Genomic DNA, 16,586 nt, shown 5'->3' with positions numbered 1-16,586 from the left:
CGATTCGAGCGTTCCATCAGCTCAAAAGAACTTAAGGGCTATCCTCAAGTAGATTTATCTACTTATAGGATAGCCCCGCTTTTGTTTTGAGTTCGTAAAAAGGCAGTCTAGAAAGTACTGGCTTTACTTGTATCCGGACACCAGCGTGAAGTGCGGTAATATCGGATCAAGATATCAACCGCATCGTCCGTTCTTAGATGGGTGAGTGTTTCCGCTGCATAGGCTCTAACGTAACGGTCCTTGCTGTATAGCGCTTGTTCCAAAGAGCGGACAGCATCTTTGACATCGCCAGATTTACCCGTGCGCAGCAGTGAAAGTGCCGCCGTATAGCCGACCTTATTGGTAATGTAGGGCTGATCGCTTTCATATGACTTTTTCGATTCCGGTTGATCCGATTCTGAAGCATCGTCAGGCTCATATCGTAGAGAATCCTTCAATACTTTCGCTAATGCCGAAACAACCTGATCACCGGCTAGTTTGAGCATACCTAATGATTCAACCGCATTCCGGCGAACCCACTCGCTCTGATCCTGCAAGCTGGAGATCAATGAAGGTACCACTTCACCTTCGGAAGATCCTATCATCCCGAGTACGAAAACCGCCAACGCCCTGCGCTTCTCATTTTCATGCTTCATAACACGGAGAAGCTCGGGAATCGCCTCAATGCCTGCTCCTTGCAATCCATATGCGGCCCGTTCCGCTATCAGGTTCGACCCCTCCGTAATTTGCTTGATCAGCATGTCGAGCCCTTGAGTTCCAAGTTGTCCAAGCGCATAGGCTGCATTCAAAGCGGTCGTTTCCACCGGATCGTTTAATAGAAGCCCTAGCGAAGGAGCGCAAGAAGCTGCTTCTGCTCCGATGCGTCCCAATTCATCCGCCGCCCGCCCGCGAACGGCCGCATTCTCTGCCTCAAGCTCTTGCCGTAATGCCAATACGCGCTCCTCGTCCTTTGGAGTGGCAACCTGCTTAGCCGTAGGTTCTCCGCGTAGCCAATCCCATACGTCTTGCCATAGATTCAAATGGATAGCTGGCGTTCCTTCCGGCACAATCATCTCCTTGCTTTGATGATTCCAGCTCGGATACTCAGGTGCGCTTAATCTGAGAAATTGAAACTTGAGCATATACCGATCTAGTTCAGATACATTAAGCGAAGCTTTATGCCACAAGTCGAAATGCACAAGTACCATCGTACCGGCTTTGCCTGTGGGCAGCAGCGTCTCACCTTGGTCGCCGAGGAATTTTTCGTAGTATTGGGTGCCTGGCATGATCGCAGTAGGCCCTAAATCTTCGGTAATATCGTGGGTGTAATAGAAAATCATCGCCCACCACGGTCGATGGCTGCGCATGGAAGACCAATAGCCGTCTTTGTGCCATTTTCCACCGCCTGGCGTCTGATTGCCTGGTTGGTTGTAATGACAGTGACGATGTGGATGCATGTAATAGTCTGGCCCAAGAACACTGCTTAAGGCTCCCTTGACGACAGGTGTATCGAACAGCTGCTGAATGTCCGGGACACGGGGCAGAATGTTGTTCCCAGGGTTGCCTTCATTATGCATAACGTGATGGATCTGGTTCATGATGCTCAAATGAAGCTGATGAGGCATGTCGTTCTGAAGTACCAGATATCCTTTGGTAATAAACTGCATCATTTGCTCATCCGTCAACAAATATTTGCTATCTAACATGTTAAATCCTCCTTAGAAATCTTCGTCCTTACTTAGAAATATTACAGTATTCGGTTTATTTTGTATTTGCAAAATCGTCAATTATTTGTACAATCGTCATATCAATTACAAATTAATTTTTACTAATAAGGTGGTGATCGTGATTGGATTTCGCCGACTTACATCCTTACGTGTACTTTGCAACCCGGTATCCATTCTCCAAAGGACAGACGAGCAACAATCGGATCTGTTATGCCTCCTCCCTATATTTGATCAGCGAGGGAAGAGGTGTCATTCACACGAATGGTCGCACTTATGAAACAGTAGCCGGCTCTCTCGTGTACATACCAGCAGGGCAGCCTCACCATTGGGTTGCGGACAGCCAAGACCCGATGGTCCACGTCTGCTGTTATTTCGATTGGTCATACGTTGATCGTCGGGCTGAGTTCAGCCACCCGAGCACGATCTGTTATGATGCAGCCACTCTGGTTGCTGATCTGATCGGACCTGCATTTCCTTATTCGTTACCTGAGCATGTGAAAGTGGAGAAGCTGCGGCTGTGGATGGATTTATTCGAGAAGTTTTATACCGAAAATTACTATACAAACCAACGGACGTACGTTCGCAGCCTAAAGATCCAGAGCAGCTTTCAGCAGTTTATCGAATTTTTTCTAACCTTTGCCCTGAAAGAGGAGCATATCCCCAATCTCCGCATGTCCAAGCTGCTCGAGCGATTGGATCAGGATCTGGTACAAGGCAAACTGCAGCCTTTGGAAATCTATTACAGGGAGCTGCGCATAAGCCGTGGTTACTTCTTTGATTTGTTCAAAGATGCAACTGGATTGCCTCCAACACAGTATGTCATCCAATTCAGGATCAACCGGGCGAAGGACGACCTCCTCTTTACGAATCTGAATATCACTGAGATCGCAGACAAACACGGATTTTCGTCTTTGCATTATTTTTCGAAGCTATTCCGCAAGCTAAACGGTAAATCACCTCGGGAGTTTCGAGAAGAGAACAGAGACGGTCCATGACGATAGAAGACGAATGAAGCACCAGAAGGGCAGCATTTGAGGCGTAAATGAAGCAAATGATGTGACAAATGCCGGTTAGGAGTCAAGCGACTCTTAATCGGCTTTTGCCTTTTCAAAGACTACGAAAACTATCATTGACATATATGCATAATCATATTTATTATATTATATATATAACTCTTGATGTGCATAGAAAGGGTGTTGTCTCATGACTGAGGGTACGTTTCGACCGTCGGCTGTTCCGCTTGTAACCGTAGATCCCTATTTTAGCGTATGGTCTTCGGCTGATCGACTTACGGATGATTTCACGCGCCATTGGACGGGTCAAAGGCAAGCCATGACGGGATTAATCCGAATCGACGGGACGACTTGGCGTTTTGCTGGGCGAGTAGAATCTAGCGTCGAACGATATTTCACGGAGCCGCCAGCAATGGAACAAACTCGTTTGTCCGTCTCTCCGCTATGCAGCGCGTATTCCTTCGAAGCTGCCGGTGTAGCGCTCGATGTTCGATTTATTACCCCTTTGCTTTTGGAGGATATGGATGTTTTATCTCGGCCTGCTTCCTATGTTTCGTTGGAGGTCCGTTCGACAGATGGGAAATCTCATGACGTGCAGATCTATTTCGACGTAACAGGCGAATGGTGTGTTGACCACCCGCGGCAATCTGTCGTTTGGGAACAAGGGGAGAATGAAGGAATCGTTTGGCAGCGAATGAGTCATGCTGAGATGAACTATTTGAACAAGTCGGGAGACGATTTACGTATCGACTGGGGCGATTTCTATCTATGCACGCAGAGTTCGGACCGTGTTAGGACCTATGTGGATTCGGCCAATATTCGCAAAACATTCGCAAGAAACGGGGAAATCGTTGCCGGGAAAGCACTTGGAATGCCTTTGGAGGTCGCGGACGGCAAGCCGGTGATGGCGGTTGTGTTCGAAGCGGGCGAGTTGGGCGCAGACCTGGTCAAAAACTTGGTCGTGCTCGCCTACGACGACATCTATGCAGTGGAATATTTCGGCGATAAGCTGCAGGCCTATTGGAAAAGAAACGGCAAGAGCACGATGGAGATGATTGCCGAAGCTTTCTCGGATTACGAACAATTAATGGTGCGATGCACGGAGTTTGACCGGCAATTACTTGATGATGCCATTGAGGCGGGTGGCGAGAAATATGCGGATATACTCGCTCTATCTTACCGGCAGGCTATCGCTGCCCATAAACTTGTGACCGATTTGAACGGGGATCCGTTGTTTCTCTCAAAAGAGTGCTATAGCAATGGCTGCATGGCCACTGTGGATGTAAGTTACCCTTCCGTTCCGTTATTCCTTCTGTATAACCCTGAACTCGTTGAAGCGATGATCCGGCCGATCTATCAATATGCCAGAACCGACGCTTGGACTTTTGAGTTCGCTCCCCATGATATAGGACAATATCCGCTAGGCAATGGCCAGGTATATAGCGATAATGCAAGGGAAGGGCAAATGCCCGTTGAGGAATGCGGCAATATGCTGATCATGGCGGCTGCCGTTTGTTTAGCAGGGGGCAAAGTAAATTTCGCGAGAGAGAATTTGGATTTGCTGGAACAATGGACTCATTATTTATTGGAATTCGGTCTAGACCCGGACAACCAACTATGCACGGATGATTTTGCCGGACATTTGGAACGTAACGCAAACCTGTCTGTCAAAGCCATTATGGGCGTAGCGAGTTACTCCATACTTATGGCCTATATGGATAATGACGTGGAGTCGGAGCGTTATTTAAGCTTGGCAAGGGAAATGGCGAGTAAATGGAAAATGCTTGCGGACGACGGGGATCACTCTAAACTTGCGTTCGGTCAAGAAGGTACTTGGAGCTTGAAGTACAACTTAATATGGGATTTAATATTCGGCACGGATTTATTCGGCGAAGAGATCATCCATAGGGAAGTGGAATGGTATTTGAAGCAGCGAAATGAATACGGTACTCCGCTGGATAGCCGGGAAACCTATACGAAAGCGGATTGGCTCATATGGTCAGCTTCGCTCGCGACGGATCGGGACGATTTTATCAAGCTAGTGGAACCGTTGTGGAAAATGATAAACGACACACCCGATCGGGTAGCTTTCTCCGATTGGACGGATACGATTACCGCACGGCAGCTGAATTTCCAGCATCGCAGCGTCGTGGGAGGATTTTACATGAAGCTGCTTAAAGAAAAGGGAATAAGGCGAGAATAATCGCTATATGCCTTGTGGAGTTCGTCCCCTATTAAAAATAACCATTCAGCAGCTGCTGGGTGGTTATTTTTATTGCATAACTGGGTATGCTGTATGAATCATGGCCGCTCCAAAACTTTTCAAATACTTTGTCATCTGCACTTCTTAAAGCAATATTGTGCTAGTAATCCGAATTATTATCTAGAGCACAATCCATATTGAGCGACTATAATTTATTTACATCAGCCATTATCAAAAGAACACCGATAATTTGAAAACGCTTTAAGTCGCTTTGGAACTAATAAAAGGAATCGAGTGTTTCCCTTTTTTAGTCGCATTCAATAACGATCAGATCATTCTGGTTCTAAAATGGAAAGCAAAATCGTGCTAGTGTTTGGCAATAAGTTACTTGACATTATGGAGGGGGGACATTGACTCTTAACCAGATATATTTGCAGGAAAAGATGTACCATTTATTCATGTTAAAATGAGGTTACTTGCCTCCGGAGGACTTAGTCACATATGTTATAAAATCGATTTTCATAAACGGGGGTTACTGCTATGTCCGTACAACTATCCATGAAACCTTATAAGATTGATGACGCTCCACTCAATAAATTTCATCTTAAAATTACAGCGCTTACGTTTGGGTCTAATTTTTCCGATGGTTATGCTCTTGGTATTATAGGAATGGCACTGACTTTGATTGGACCTCAAATGAGCCTTAGCCCGATTTGGAGTGGACTAATCGGAAGTTCAGCGTTGATCGGACTTTTTTTCGGCAGTCTGCTACTCGGAGGATTGTCCGACCGTATAGGTAGACAGAAAATCTTCCTTGGTAACTTCGTAGTCATTGCTTTAGCATCTTTCTTGCAATTCTTTGTGCAAGATCCTACGATTCTGTTCATCCTTCGTATATTGATCGGTTTTGCTCTGGGTGGCGATTACGCGATTGGGTCGACGCTGCTTGCTGAGTTCGCGCCTAGAAAACATCGAGGTTTTCTACTTTCTTTCTTAAATGTCATGTGGACCGTCGGTTATGTAGTCTCCAACGTTGTTGGTTATTATCTGCTAAAGACCGGCCCGGATTCCTGGCGGTGGATGCTTGCAAGTGCAGCCATTCCAGCGGTTATTGTCCTGTTGCTTCGGATTGGAACACCTGAATCACCTAGATGGCTCATTAGCATGGGGCGTGTGGAGGAAGCAAGGGAAATCGTGAAGAAGCATATCGGTCCACTTGCGGAGCTTGATGAAACGCGTTTGGAGCATACCTCTAAAACGTACCGTTTTCAAGATCTTTTCGGAAAACAGCTTTGGAAGCGTACGGCATTTGGTGGTCTCTTCTATGTCTGTCAAGTGCTTCCTTATTTTGCAATTTATACGTTCCTACCGGATATTTTAGCTAAAATGGGATTTGAAGAGACGTTTCTTATGGACACGATTCTAAATTTATTCCTGCTCGTCGGTTCGATTGCCGGTCTGTGGTTTACCGAGAAATATTCGCGCAGAAGCTTTACGATTAACACGTTTATTATCCTTACAATCTCTTTGTTTGCGCTTACTCTTTTACCTGCTGGTTCACACATCGTGGCTATTACGATCTTTTGTTTATTTACCTTTGTCATGTCAGCCGCTTCAAATCTTACCTTAGTTTATCCAGCCGAGCTCTTTCCTACTGAAATCCGGGGATCTGGCGTTGGTGTTGTTACCGCAATAAGCCGAATCGGTTCGGCGGTTGGAACATTTCTGTTGCCTGTAACCGTTAGTTCCATGGGACTAACCCCTTCCATGATTGGCATGACAATAGTTCTGCTAATCGGGACCATTGTCTCCATTGCTTGGGCGCCGGAGACGAAATCGCTTGCTCTTGACGATGCCATCCATTATCATTAAAAAACTTTACAAGAGATGTCTTCCGACATCTCTTGTATGAATATTTATCCGACAACTATTGCATAGTATGTATTGGTTTTAAAAGGAGATGTTCTCATGACAATTGCTTCTACTTCTACTCATCCTAAAGACATAAATCAAGTAATTCTTGGCGATCATCAGGTCTCTATTGCCGAATTTGTCGCCGTAGCCCGTTACGGGGCAAAGGTATCATTTTCGCCGAGTTATTGCGATCGCGTTAATCATTCCAGAAGTCTTATCGAGAAATTTTTAAACGAAAACCGCATCATTTATGGCGTAACGACCGGCTTCGGGAGCAATGTGACCGAGATCATCTCAACCGAAGATGCCGAAGCTTTGCAGCGCAATATTGTTAGATCCCATGCAGTTTCCGTAGGCGATCCACTGGAGAAAGAAGTTGTCAGAGCGATTCAACTGATGATGCTCATTCATTTGGGGCGTGGCTATTCCGGCGTCCGATTGGAACTGCTAGAGCTCATAGCATCGCTCTTAAATCAAGGAATTACGCCGTTTGCTCCCGGTGATGGATCCGTCGGTTATCTTGCCCCGGAAGCACATATGGCGTTAGTGCTAATTGGGGAGGGCAAAGCTTGGCACAAGGAGGAACTCCTTACAGGCAGAGAGGCGCTTGAAAGAGCAGGGCTAACCCCTACGACATTAAGTTGTAAAGAAGGGCTGGCGCTGACCAATGGATCGTCATCTGTCACAGCCATGGCCATATTAACTCTATTTAATGCCATTCAAGCGGTGAAAACAGCTGATATTGCGGGCGCAATGTCATTCGAAGCTTTAAAAGGTACGATTCATGCCTTCGATCCAAGGCTCCATGCTTTAAAACAACATGAGGAGCAGGCTAAGACGGCACAAAATTTATTGCGAATCCTTAAAGACAGTGAAATTGCCGAAACATATAAAAACTATCGAGTGCAGGATGCTTTAAGCTTAAGATGCATCCCTCAGGTTCATGGAACTTCTAAAAGAAATTTGAAGGATGCCGCCTACACCATTAATAATGAGCTTAACTCTGTAAGTGATAATCCTGTTATTATTCCCGAGGAAGACGACGGGATTGCCTTAATGGGGGGCAATTTTGACGGCACTTATGTCGGTATCCAGGCGGATGTTATGTGTATAGCCATGGGCAATTTGGGGAAAATAGCGGAGAGACGAATCGATCGATTAGTGAATTTTCACCTGAGCGAGATGCCTAGTTATCTAGTGAGAAATCCGGGATTAAACAATGGATATATGATCCCTCAATATACAGCTGTTGGGCTGCTGGGAGAAATCAGGATTCTTTCTCATCCAGCCTCCGTAGAAAGTGTTCCCACTAGCGCCAATCAAGAAGATGTTGTCAGTTTCGCGTATGCGGCCTCGAAAAAAGCCTACCAGATTTCGAAAAAGCTGTCGTATATGTTGGCGATTGAATTAATGACTGCCGTACAAGCACTCGATTTTCATCGGCCGATGAAATCTTCTCCAGTTATTGAGGGGGTTTATAACCTGATACGATCGCAAGTGCCAACGGTCGAGGAAGACCGATTTTTCTATCCGGACATCGTGACGATCTATCAGCAAATTCATGAGGGCGACATTGTAAAGGTTGTTGAAGACATGATAGGTGAGATAGAATAAAATAACATGGAAGCAGTTTTCTCTTAAATTTAAGAGCAAAACGGCTTCCTTTTTTAAGATAGGGGGTGATTAGACAATGAAACTGGATACAGCTCAAGCCTCCTTTTCGCAGCTTCTCATTTCCGGGACGTTAATTCATGAAGCGGATTTTGAAGAAATGCGTGAGCGGTTTGGCATCGAACCGCGGCCCCAAGTCGTTATCGTTTTGTCCATAGACCGTTATACCGATTTGGCTTTGGACAAGTCATTGCAATGGAGTATTGAGATCGGGCAGGTGCTGGTGGAAGCCATTTTCGAGAGTATTACCTTGCCTTTCTTGTGGGTATGGGTGGGAGAAGGTGTGTTAGCCGTATTATTGGAACTCCAATCGATTCAGCCCGTAGAACCGACCTACAAGCAAGTTACGTATGGCATGGTCAAGAAAATTCAAAACTTCGTAGATACGAAGGGCTTTTCCGTGTCAGCCGGGATAGGCACTTATTACGAAGATCCGTACAAGCTTCATCTTTCCTACAGCGAAGCCAAAGAATCATTAATCGACCGTTTCTTTCAAGGAAACCGGATGATTTTTCAATATGAGGGACACAGAAGCATTCAGGAAGAACGTGCAAAGCCAGTGACTCATGAAGAGAAAATCGAATTGCTGTCACGTGTCCGGATCGGCGATGAAGAAGGCTCGATTGCTTATTTGGTCGAGTTATTAGAAAATCTTTCCAGATTGTATAAACATAATATTGATCTATTTAAGTCGGAAGCCTATGATCTAGTACTCTCTTTATCAAGAATGGTTGTCGACTTAGGCGGTAATGCTTCTGAAATTTTATCTGAAAATGCAAGAATGCTTCAAGACTTGTACAGTACCATTCGGTACGACAAATTTGTAAAAAAGCTATGCGCATACTGGAGGAAGCTAGCCAAGCAGGTATCGGACGATCATGCCTTAGAGGTGTCCCCCATTGTGCGATCTGCCATTGTCTATATAAGAGAGCATCATCAAGACAAAATGTTATTAAAAGAAATTGCCCAGCATTGTTACTTGAGCACCCATTATTTTGCTCATGTATTCAAAAAAGAAGCGGGTGTAAGCTTTGTCGACTTTCTAAATAAAGTTCGTATTGAGAAGGCGGTTTATTTGTTAGAGAAAACGGAATTGACCATGCAAGAGATTGCCGCGCGAGTCGGTTTTCAGGATGCGAACTATTTTGCAAGGAAATTTAAAATGATTATGGGGTGCAGCCCGACAGACTATCGGTCAACAGCCCAGTGCTAGTATTATAGATATAGTCACATGAAGCCAATCCGCTTAGGGGTTGGCTTTTAAGCGTTTTCAAAAGAAATTTCAATTCCGGATTAAACCGTAAAATTGTGCTACCTTTCCGCAAATTCGACTAGATTCAGATGCCCCATTTTTAAGTATGATGGAAACATAGAAACAAACAAACTTTGTTTCATCAACCAACAGGAGGGAAGCAGCTTTGAGACAAATTGAACTGCTGAATCCGCCAGAATTCGTACGAAAGTCCAATTGGCGGGATCGATTCGAGACCAAGGTATCCCAGTGGTCATCCCTTGGGATGGCGAGGAAGAAGTCCAAGTCGGTTTCATCGGCGTTCCGCTTTCTAAGACGTCAATCAGTATTTCAGGCGCTTCGATGACACCGAATGCTTTGCGGGAATTGTTTGCAAATGTCACGACGTACAGTATCGACCACGGTGTCGATTTGCAGGAATTGCAGGCACGTGATCTTGGTGATATTCAAATGCATGTGACGGATCTGCTGCGCTGTCATGCCAATATCGAACAAGGGCTGAAGAACATTTACGCAGATATGCCTCATTTGTTCCCGATTATTGCTGGCGGCGATCATTCCATTACTTGCCCCTCTGTGAAAGCGTTTAAGCACCATGTCGGTGGAAAGGTGGGCATCGTTCAACTTGACTCCCACATGGATGTCCGGAATCTGGAGGATGGAGGTCCTTCCAATGGAACGCCAATCCGCGGGTTGATCGAATCGGGGACGATTGAAGGCCGCCATATTGCGCAAATCGGACTTCACAGCTTCGCCAATTCGAGAGCGTATCATGAATATGCAATGGAGCAAGGAATTACCCAATATACAGCGCGGCAGGTAGCCAAAGAAGGAATCGAAGCTTTGGTGGAAAAGGCGCTGGGGGTTGCTGGTGACGGGACGGATGCGATTTATGTAACGGTTGACATGGATGTACTGGATCAAGCTTATGCGCCAGGTGTGCCAGCGCTCGTTCCAGCCGGAATGACCTCATGGCAGTTGTTGGAAGCCGTATTCCTATTAGGACAGCATCCTAAGGTACGAGGATTTGATATTGTTTGTGTAGACCCTCTGCAAGATCCTCGCAGAGCGACGGTCAGAACCGCCTTGCATGTCATCTTGACTTTTTTGACGGGATATATGAAAAGAAACTAATTCGAACACAACATAGAGGAGTGACTATTCATGGAACAAACAATCAAACGTACGATTCGAGCAGCACACGGAACGAAGTTAACGGCAAAAGGCTGGGAGCAGGAAGCTGTCCTGCGTATGTTGATGAACAATCTAGACCCAGATGTAGCAGAACGTCCGGAAGATCTCGTCGTCTACGGCGGAATCGGAAAAGCTGCACGGAACTGGGAGTCTTATGACAAGATCGTAGAATGTTTAACGAACCTGGAAGCGGATGAAACGCTGCTTGTACAATCAGGTAAGCCGGTTGGTGTATTCAGAACGCATTCGCAAGCACCGCGGGTTCTTATCTCCAACTCGGTCATTGTTCCGGCCTATGCCAACTGGGAGACGTTCCATGAACTCGATAAACAGGGACTTATGATGTACGGTCAAATGACGGCTGGCAGCTGGATTTATATCGGAACGCAAGGCATTTTGCAAGGAACTTATGAGACCTTCGCTGAGGCAGCTAGGCAGCATTCGGGAGGCACTTTAAGAGGTACCCTGACATTAACGGCCGGACTTGGCGGTATGGGCGGAGCTCAACCTCTCGCTGTAACAATGAACGATGGCGTCGTCATCGGTGTAGACGTAGATCCGACCCGTATTCAACGAAGAATTGACACTCGTTATTGCGACGTCATGGTTTACGATCTGGATGAAGCGTTGAAGCTTGCGAACGAAGCGAAAGCTGAGGGCAGAGCGCTCGCTATTGGGCTAGTAGGAAACGCTGCAGAGGTGTTCGCAGAATTTGTGAAACGTGGAATTGTGCCTGATTACGTAACGGATCAAACTTCTGCTCACGATCCGCTTAACGGCTATGTGCCGGTTGGCTATTCATTGGAAGCTGCGGCTGATTTGCGTAAAAACGATCCAGCGCAGTACGTGAAGTTGTCTAAGAAATCGATGGCTGCGCATGTGCAGGCGATGCTTGATCTTCAAAAGCTTGGATCAATTGTATTTGATTATGGCAACAACATCCGTCAAGTAGCTCTTGATGAAGGGGTTAAGGATGCATTTAATTTCCCTGGATTTGTTCCGGCTTACATTCGTCCGCTCTTCTGCGAAGGGAAAGGACCGTTCCGTTGGGCGGCATTGTCCGGTAATCCAGAGGATATCTATAAAACCGATGAACTTGCTTTGAAACTGTTCCCAGAAAATGCGCATCTGCGTAAATGGATCGAATTAGCCAGAGAAAAAGTCGCATTCCAAGGTTTGCCAGCTCGTATTTGCTGGTTGGGTTATGGAGAACGCGCCAAGATGGGTCTGGCGATTAACGAAATGGTGCGCAATGGAGAACTATCCGCGCCGATCGTTATCGGACGTGATCACCTGGATTGCGGTTCCGTGGCTTCGCCTAACCGTGAAACCGAGTCCATGAAGGACGGCAGCGATGTAGTTGGCGACTGGGCTATCTTGAATGCGCTTGTGAATACAGCATCCGGTGCGAGCTGGGTTTCCGTTCATCATGGCGGCGGTGTAGGCATGGGTTACTCCCTGCACGCAGGTATGGTAGTCGTTGCTGACGGTTCCAAAGAAGCGGACGAGAGATTAGCGCGCGTCTTGAACACGGACCCTGGAATGGGCGTCATCCGTCACGCTGATGCGGGTTATGACATTGCCATTCAAACGGCGAAGGAACGCGGCGTTCGCGTACCGATGATGGGTATCTAATCATTTCTGAATAGACTAAAGAATAAAGATAACTCGCAGCAAGCCCGATCGGGCTTGCTGTATTTCGAGGGGGAGAAACGATGGAGAACAATCGGATTGACCTGCTGATCCATAATATTGGCACACTGATCACCATGCAAGGAACTCAGGAGCCGCGCCGAGGCGATGAAATGTCAGAGGTTGCAGCAGTTCGAAGAGGAGCTGTGGCAATCACAGACGGTATCATTGTTGCAGTAGGAACGGAAGAAGAAGTTTTGGCACAAATCGGTGAACGGCCGATAAGTCATAAGCATGATGCTGAGGGTAAGCTTGTTACTCCTGGACTTATCGACCCTCATACGCATTTGGTTCACGGCGGCTCTCGCGAGAATGAATTAGCCTTAAAGCTGAAAGGCGCTTCTTATTTAGAAATTTTAGCTCAAGGAGGCGGTATTCTCAGTACAGTCCGTTCAACCCGTCAGGCTTCGGAAGATGAGCTGTACGTAAAGGCTAAAAAAAGCTTGGATACGATGCTTTCTTATGGGGTTACCACAGCAGAAGCCAAGAGCGGTTATGGTTTAACGCTGGAAGATGAGCTTAAGCAGCTCCGGGTCACCCGCAAACTCAATCAGGAACATCCGGTAGATCTGGTGTCTACGTTCATGGGTGCTCATATGGTGCCGGAAGAATATAAGGGCCGGTCACAAGAATTCGTTCAGCTGCTCATTGAAGAAATGCTCCCCGAAGTGAAGCGTCAGGGACTTGCTGAATTTTGTGATGTGTTCTGTGAGCACGGCGTATTCTCCGTAGAAGAATCGGAGCAAATCCTGTTGGCCGCAAAAGCGATGGGCTTCGGTCTGAAAATCCATGCGGACGAAATCGAGCCGATGGGCGGCGCGCAGCTAGCCGGTAAACTCGGCTGCATCTCTGCCGAGCATTTGCTTGCCGCTTCAGATGAAGGACTAGAAGCGATGCAACGGGCGGGCGTCATTGCTGTCTGTCTGCCGGCTACTTCCTTTAATTTAAGGCTGAAGCATCACGCCCGTGCGCGTAGGATGATTGAAATAGGACTCCCCGTTGCTTTATCTACGGATTATAATCCGGGAAGCTCGCCAACGGAATCTATACAGCTCGTCATGACGCTGGGCTGTCTGAATTTAGGGATGTCGCCGGAGGAAGTGCTGACTGCCGTGACGATCAATGCGGCTCACGCGATCGGAAAAGCAGATACCATAGGCAGTTTGGAAGCGGGCAAACAGGCAGATTTGGTTATTTTCAATGCGGATAACTTGGCCTATCTGCCATATCACTTCGGGATCAACCATGTTCATTCCGTATTCAAGCAAGGAAAAATGGTCGTCTCGGACGGCAATCGGATTCATTAAAAGGTGTACTAAATCTCAAGGGGGATCATCATGGAAGCTCCGACGGAAGTAAAAGAAAAGCCTATGCAGGCGGAAAGCTTGAATGTATTGAACAGAACGCAGCTTGTTATCCAAGCTGCTCTCGATAAAATGGGATGCGCGGAATCCCTATACGAATTGCTAAAGGAACCGCTTCGATTGCTAACTGTTCGCATTCCTGTGAAAATGGACGACGGTTCGGTAAAGGTGTTCACAGGGTACCGTGCGCAGCATAATGATGCAGTCGGACCGACCAAGGGGGGCATTCGCTTCCATCCCGGGGTCACCGAAGACGAAGTGAAGGCTCTTTCCATGTGGATGACCATCAAATGCGGCATTGCCGATCTGCCTTATGGCGGAGGCAAAGGCGGGATCCAGTGCGATCCGCGTACGCTGTCCTTCGGAGAGCTGGAGCGGTTAAGCCGTGGTTACGTACGGGCAATCAGCCAGCTTGTCGGACCGACCAAGGATATTCCGGCGCCGGACGTATTCACGAATTCACAAATCATGGCGTGGATGATGGATGAATACAGCCGAATTCGGGAATTCGATTCGCCAGGTTTTATTACCGGCAAGCCGCTCGTTTTAGGCGGATCGATTGGAAGAGAATCGTCCACCGCCATGGGCGTAGTGCTGTTGCTTAGAGAAGCGGCTCAAGTCGCTGGGATTCCGATTAAGGGTGCGCGCGTCATTATCCAAGGCTTTGGCAATGCAGGCAGCTTTCTTGCTCAGTTCCTTCACGAGGCTGGAGCCAAAGTAGTAGGCATTTCGGATGCTCAAGGGGCTCTTTATGATCCTGAAGGCTTGGACGTGCAGTATTTATTAGATCGAAGGGATTCTTTCGGAACGGTGACGAATTTGTTCCCGAATACGATTTCGAACCAAGAGCTGTTAATCCAAGACTGTGATATTTTAGTACCGGCTGCGATTGAAAACCAGATCACTGAAGACAATGCGGCTGACATTAAGGCAAAGATTTTGGTCGAAGCGGCCAACGGACCGACGACTTTGAAAGCAACTGAAATTTTGACGGACAAAGGCGTTTTAATCGTTCCAGACGTGCTTGCCAGCTCGGGCGGGGTCATCGTATCTTACTTTGAATGGGTCCAAAACAATCAAGGATATTATTGGAATGAAGAAGAAGTGAATGAAAAGCTGCAACAAATATTGAAAAAATCGTTTAATAACGTCTATCAGTTATCCTTGCAGAAGCAAATAGATATGAGATTAGCGGCCTATATCGTTGGTTTAAAGCGAATGGTCGAAGCGATAAAATGGCGCGGATGGATCTAATGTATGCTCTGATCAAAATGCCTTGGAAGGTGATGAATCATGAACAATTTACGTGAAGATGCTCTTCACATGCATAAAAAGTATACCGGAAAGCTGGAGATTCTTGCCAAGGTTCCGGTAGGCACTGTCCGTGATTTGAGCCTTGCCTACTCACCGGGAGTTGCAGAGCCTTGTAAGGAGATTTTTATTGAAGAAGATAAAGTATACGAGTATACGATGAAAGGAAACCTGGTTGCCGTCGTGACCAATGGAACGGCTGTGCTCGGTTTGGGAAATATCGGTCCGCATGCAGCTATGCCGGTGATGGAAGGAAAGGCTTTACTTTTCAAAGTATTCGCCGGGGTAGATGCGATTCCGATCTGTTTAGATGCGTTGGATAAAGAGAATGTGATTGAGACGGTTAAGCAGCTTTCTCCTTCGTTCGGCGGGATTAATTTAGAAGATATCGCCGCCCCGGATTGTTTTGAAATTGAAGAGAGGTTGAAAAAGGAATGTGATATTCCTGTTTTCCATGATGACCAGCATGGTACGGCTATTGTCATTGCGGCTGGATTAATCAATGCTCTCCAATTAGTCGACAAAACGATGGACCAAATTCGTGTGGTTATTAATGGGGCAGGCGCAGCTGGCATAGCGGCCATGAAGCTTCTAGGCCATATGGGTGCTAAGGATATCATCGTATGCGATACGAAGGGCATTATCCATGAACACAGACAAGAAGGCATGAATCCATTCAAGCTGGAAATAGCACGGATGACGAATAAAGATCATCTAACAGGTAAGCTCGCCGATGCGGTGAGAGGAGCTGATGTTTTCATTGGCGTTTCTGCGGCTGGCGCGCTTTCGAAAGAAATGGTAAGCACCATGAATCGTGATTCCATCATATTTGCATTGGCGAATCCAGTACCGGAGATTATGCCGGAGGAAGCGAAAGCTGCAGGCGCAGCAATCGTTGGCACGGGTCGATCCGATTTTCCAAACCAAATCAACAATGTGTTGGCGTTTCCTGGAATTTTTCGAGGCGTCCTAGATGTACGTGCTAGAGAGATTAATGAGGCAATGAAACTAGCTGCTGTTTACGCGATTGCCGGTTTGGTTCCAGCAGATAAGTTAAATCGAGACTATGTTATTCCTCATCCGTTTGATCCGATGATTGCGCCGAATGTGGCTGCTGCCGTTGCTCAAGCAGCCATGGATACGGGGAGCGCACGTTTAATCATCAATGCGGAAGAGGTTAAGGATCGAACAAAGAAACTGATCCGCAAAAACGATGCGGTTGGTTCGTATTTTTCTTGGTACGCTGACATGACAAAGGAAGATTAG

The 16,586-nt window shown here is 46.8% G+C and carries 11 protein-coding genes; 10 read left to right on the top strand and 1 reads right to left on the bottom strand.

All coding sequences use genetic code 11. The features are described 5' to 3' along the window. Positions 1-107: 107 nt before the first annotated feature. Complete coding sequence (locus tag ACBP55_RS25850; protein WP_464645746.1) at positions 108-1,685, bottom strand: HEAT repeat domain-containing protein; 1,578 nt, start codon at positions 1,683-1,685, stop codon at positions 108-110. 143 nt (positions 1,686-1,828) lie between these two features. Between ACBP55_RS25850 and ACBP55_RS25845 the strand changes: the two genes are divergently transcribed. From ACBP55_RS25845 to ACBP55_RS25800, 10 genes are all read left to right on the top strand, one after another. Further along, complete coding sequence (locus tag ACBP55_RS25845) at positions 1,829-2,701, top strand: helix-turn-helix domain-containing protein (RefSeq protein WP_464645745.1); 873 nt, start codon at positions 1,829-1,831, stop codon at positions 2,699-2,701. Between the two features lie 208 nt (positions 2,702-2,909). Then, complete coding sequence (locus ACBP55_RS25840) at positions 2,910-4,922, top strand: glutaminase family protein (RefSeq protein ID WP_464645744.1); 2,013 nt, start codon at positions 2,910-2,912, stop codon at positions 4,920-4,922. A 540-nt stretch (positions 4,923-5,462) separates the two neighbouring features. Next, positions 5,463-6,794 (top strand): MFS transporter, encoded by a 1,332-nt coding sequence (locus ACBP55_RS25835; RefSeq protein WP_464645743.1) that lies wholly within the window; start codon positions 5,463-5,465, stop codon positions 6,792-6,794. Positions 6,795-6,890: 96 nt separating this feature from the next. Then, a complete protein-coding gene (hutH, locus tag ACBP55_RS25830) occupies positions 6,891-8,450 on the top strand; it encodes a histidine ammonia-lyase (RefSeq protein WP_464645742.1) in 1,560 nt (519 codons plus the stop codon). 76 nt (positions 8,451-8,526) lie between these two features. Continuing rightward, complete coding sequence (locus tag ACBP55_RS25825; protein WP_464645741.1) at positions 8,527-9,720, top strand: helix-turn-helix domain-containing protein; 1,194 nt, start codon at positions 8,527-8,529, stop codon at positions 9,718-9,720. A gap of 255 nt (positions 9,721-9,975) precedes the next feature. Then, positions 9,976-10,893, top strand: coding sequence for an agmatinase family protein (locus ACBP55_RS25820; RefSeq protein WP_464645740.1), 918 nt, complete (start codon positions 9,976-9,978; stop codon positions 10,891-10,893). 30 nt (positions 10,894-10,923) lie between these two features. After that, positions 10,924-12,588, top strand: a complete 1,665-nt coding sequence (gene hutU, locus ACBP55_RS25815; protein ID WP_464645739.1) for a urocanate hydratase — start codon at positions 10,924-10,926, stop codon at positions 12,586-12,588. Between the two features lie 80 nt (positions 12,589-12,668). Beyond that, positions 12,669-13,952, top strand: coding sequence for an imidazolonepropionase (hutI, locus tag ACBP55_RS25810; RefSeq protein ID WP_464645738.1), 1,284 nt, complete (start codon positions 12,669-12,671; stop codon positions 13,950-13,952). 30 nt (positions 13,953-13,982) lie between these two features. Continuing rightward, positions 13,983-15,263 (top strand): Glu/Leu/Phe/Val family dehydrogenase, encoded by a 1,281-nt coding sequence (locus ACBP55_RS25805; RefSeq protein WP_464645737.1) that lies wholly within the window; start codon positions 13,983-13,985, stop codon positions 15,261-15,263. Between the two features lie 39 nt (positions 15,264-15,302). Then, complete coding sequence (locus tag ACBP55_RS25800) at positions 15,303-16,586, top strand: NAD(P)-dependent malic enzyme (protein ID WP_464645736.1); 1,284 nt, start codon at positions 15,303-15,305, stop codon at positions 16,584-16,586.

It is taken from the genome of Paenibacillus sp. WG02 (genome assembly GCF_055396115.1).
Note: the sequence above shows the minus strand (reverse complement) of the source record. Positions and strands in the feature narration are given on the sequence as shown.

Coding starts and splice junctions, on each gene's coding strand:
- ACBP55_RS25850 (WP_464645746.1), bottom strand. CDS start 1,685: ATGTTAGATAGCAAATATTTGTTGACGGATGAGCAAATGATGCAGTTT.
- ACBP55_RS25840 (WP_464645744.1), top strand. CDS start 2,910: ATGACTGAGGGTACGTTTCGACCGTCGGCTGTTCCGCTTGTAACCGTA.
- ACBP55_RS25835 (WP_464645743.1), top strand. CDS start 5,463: ATGTCCGTACAACTATCCATGAAACCTTATAAGATTGATGACGCTCCA.
- hutH (WP_464645742.1), top strand. CDS start 6,891: ATGACAATTGCTTCTACTTCTACTCATCCTAAAGACATAAATCAAGTA.
- ACBP55_RS25825 (WP_464645741.1), top strand. CDS start 8,527: ATGAAACTGGATACAGCTCAAGCCTCCTTTTCGCAGCTTCTCATTTCC.
- hutU (WP_464645739.1), top strand. CDS start 10,924: ATGGAACAAACAATCAAACGTACGATTCGAGCAGCACACGGAACGAAG.
- hutI (WP_464645738.1), top strand. CDS start 12,669: ATGGAGAACAATCGGATTGACCTGCTGATCCATAATATTGGCACACTG.
- ACBP55_RS25805 (WP_464645737.1), top strand. CDS start 13,983: ATGGAAGCTCCGACGGAAGTAAAAGAAAAGCCTATGCAGGCGGAAAGC.
- ACBP55_RS25800 (WP_464645736.1), top strand. CDS start 15,303: ATGAACAATTTACGTGAAGATGCTCTTCACATGCATAAAAAGTATACC.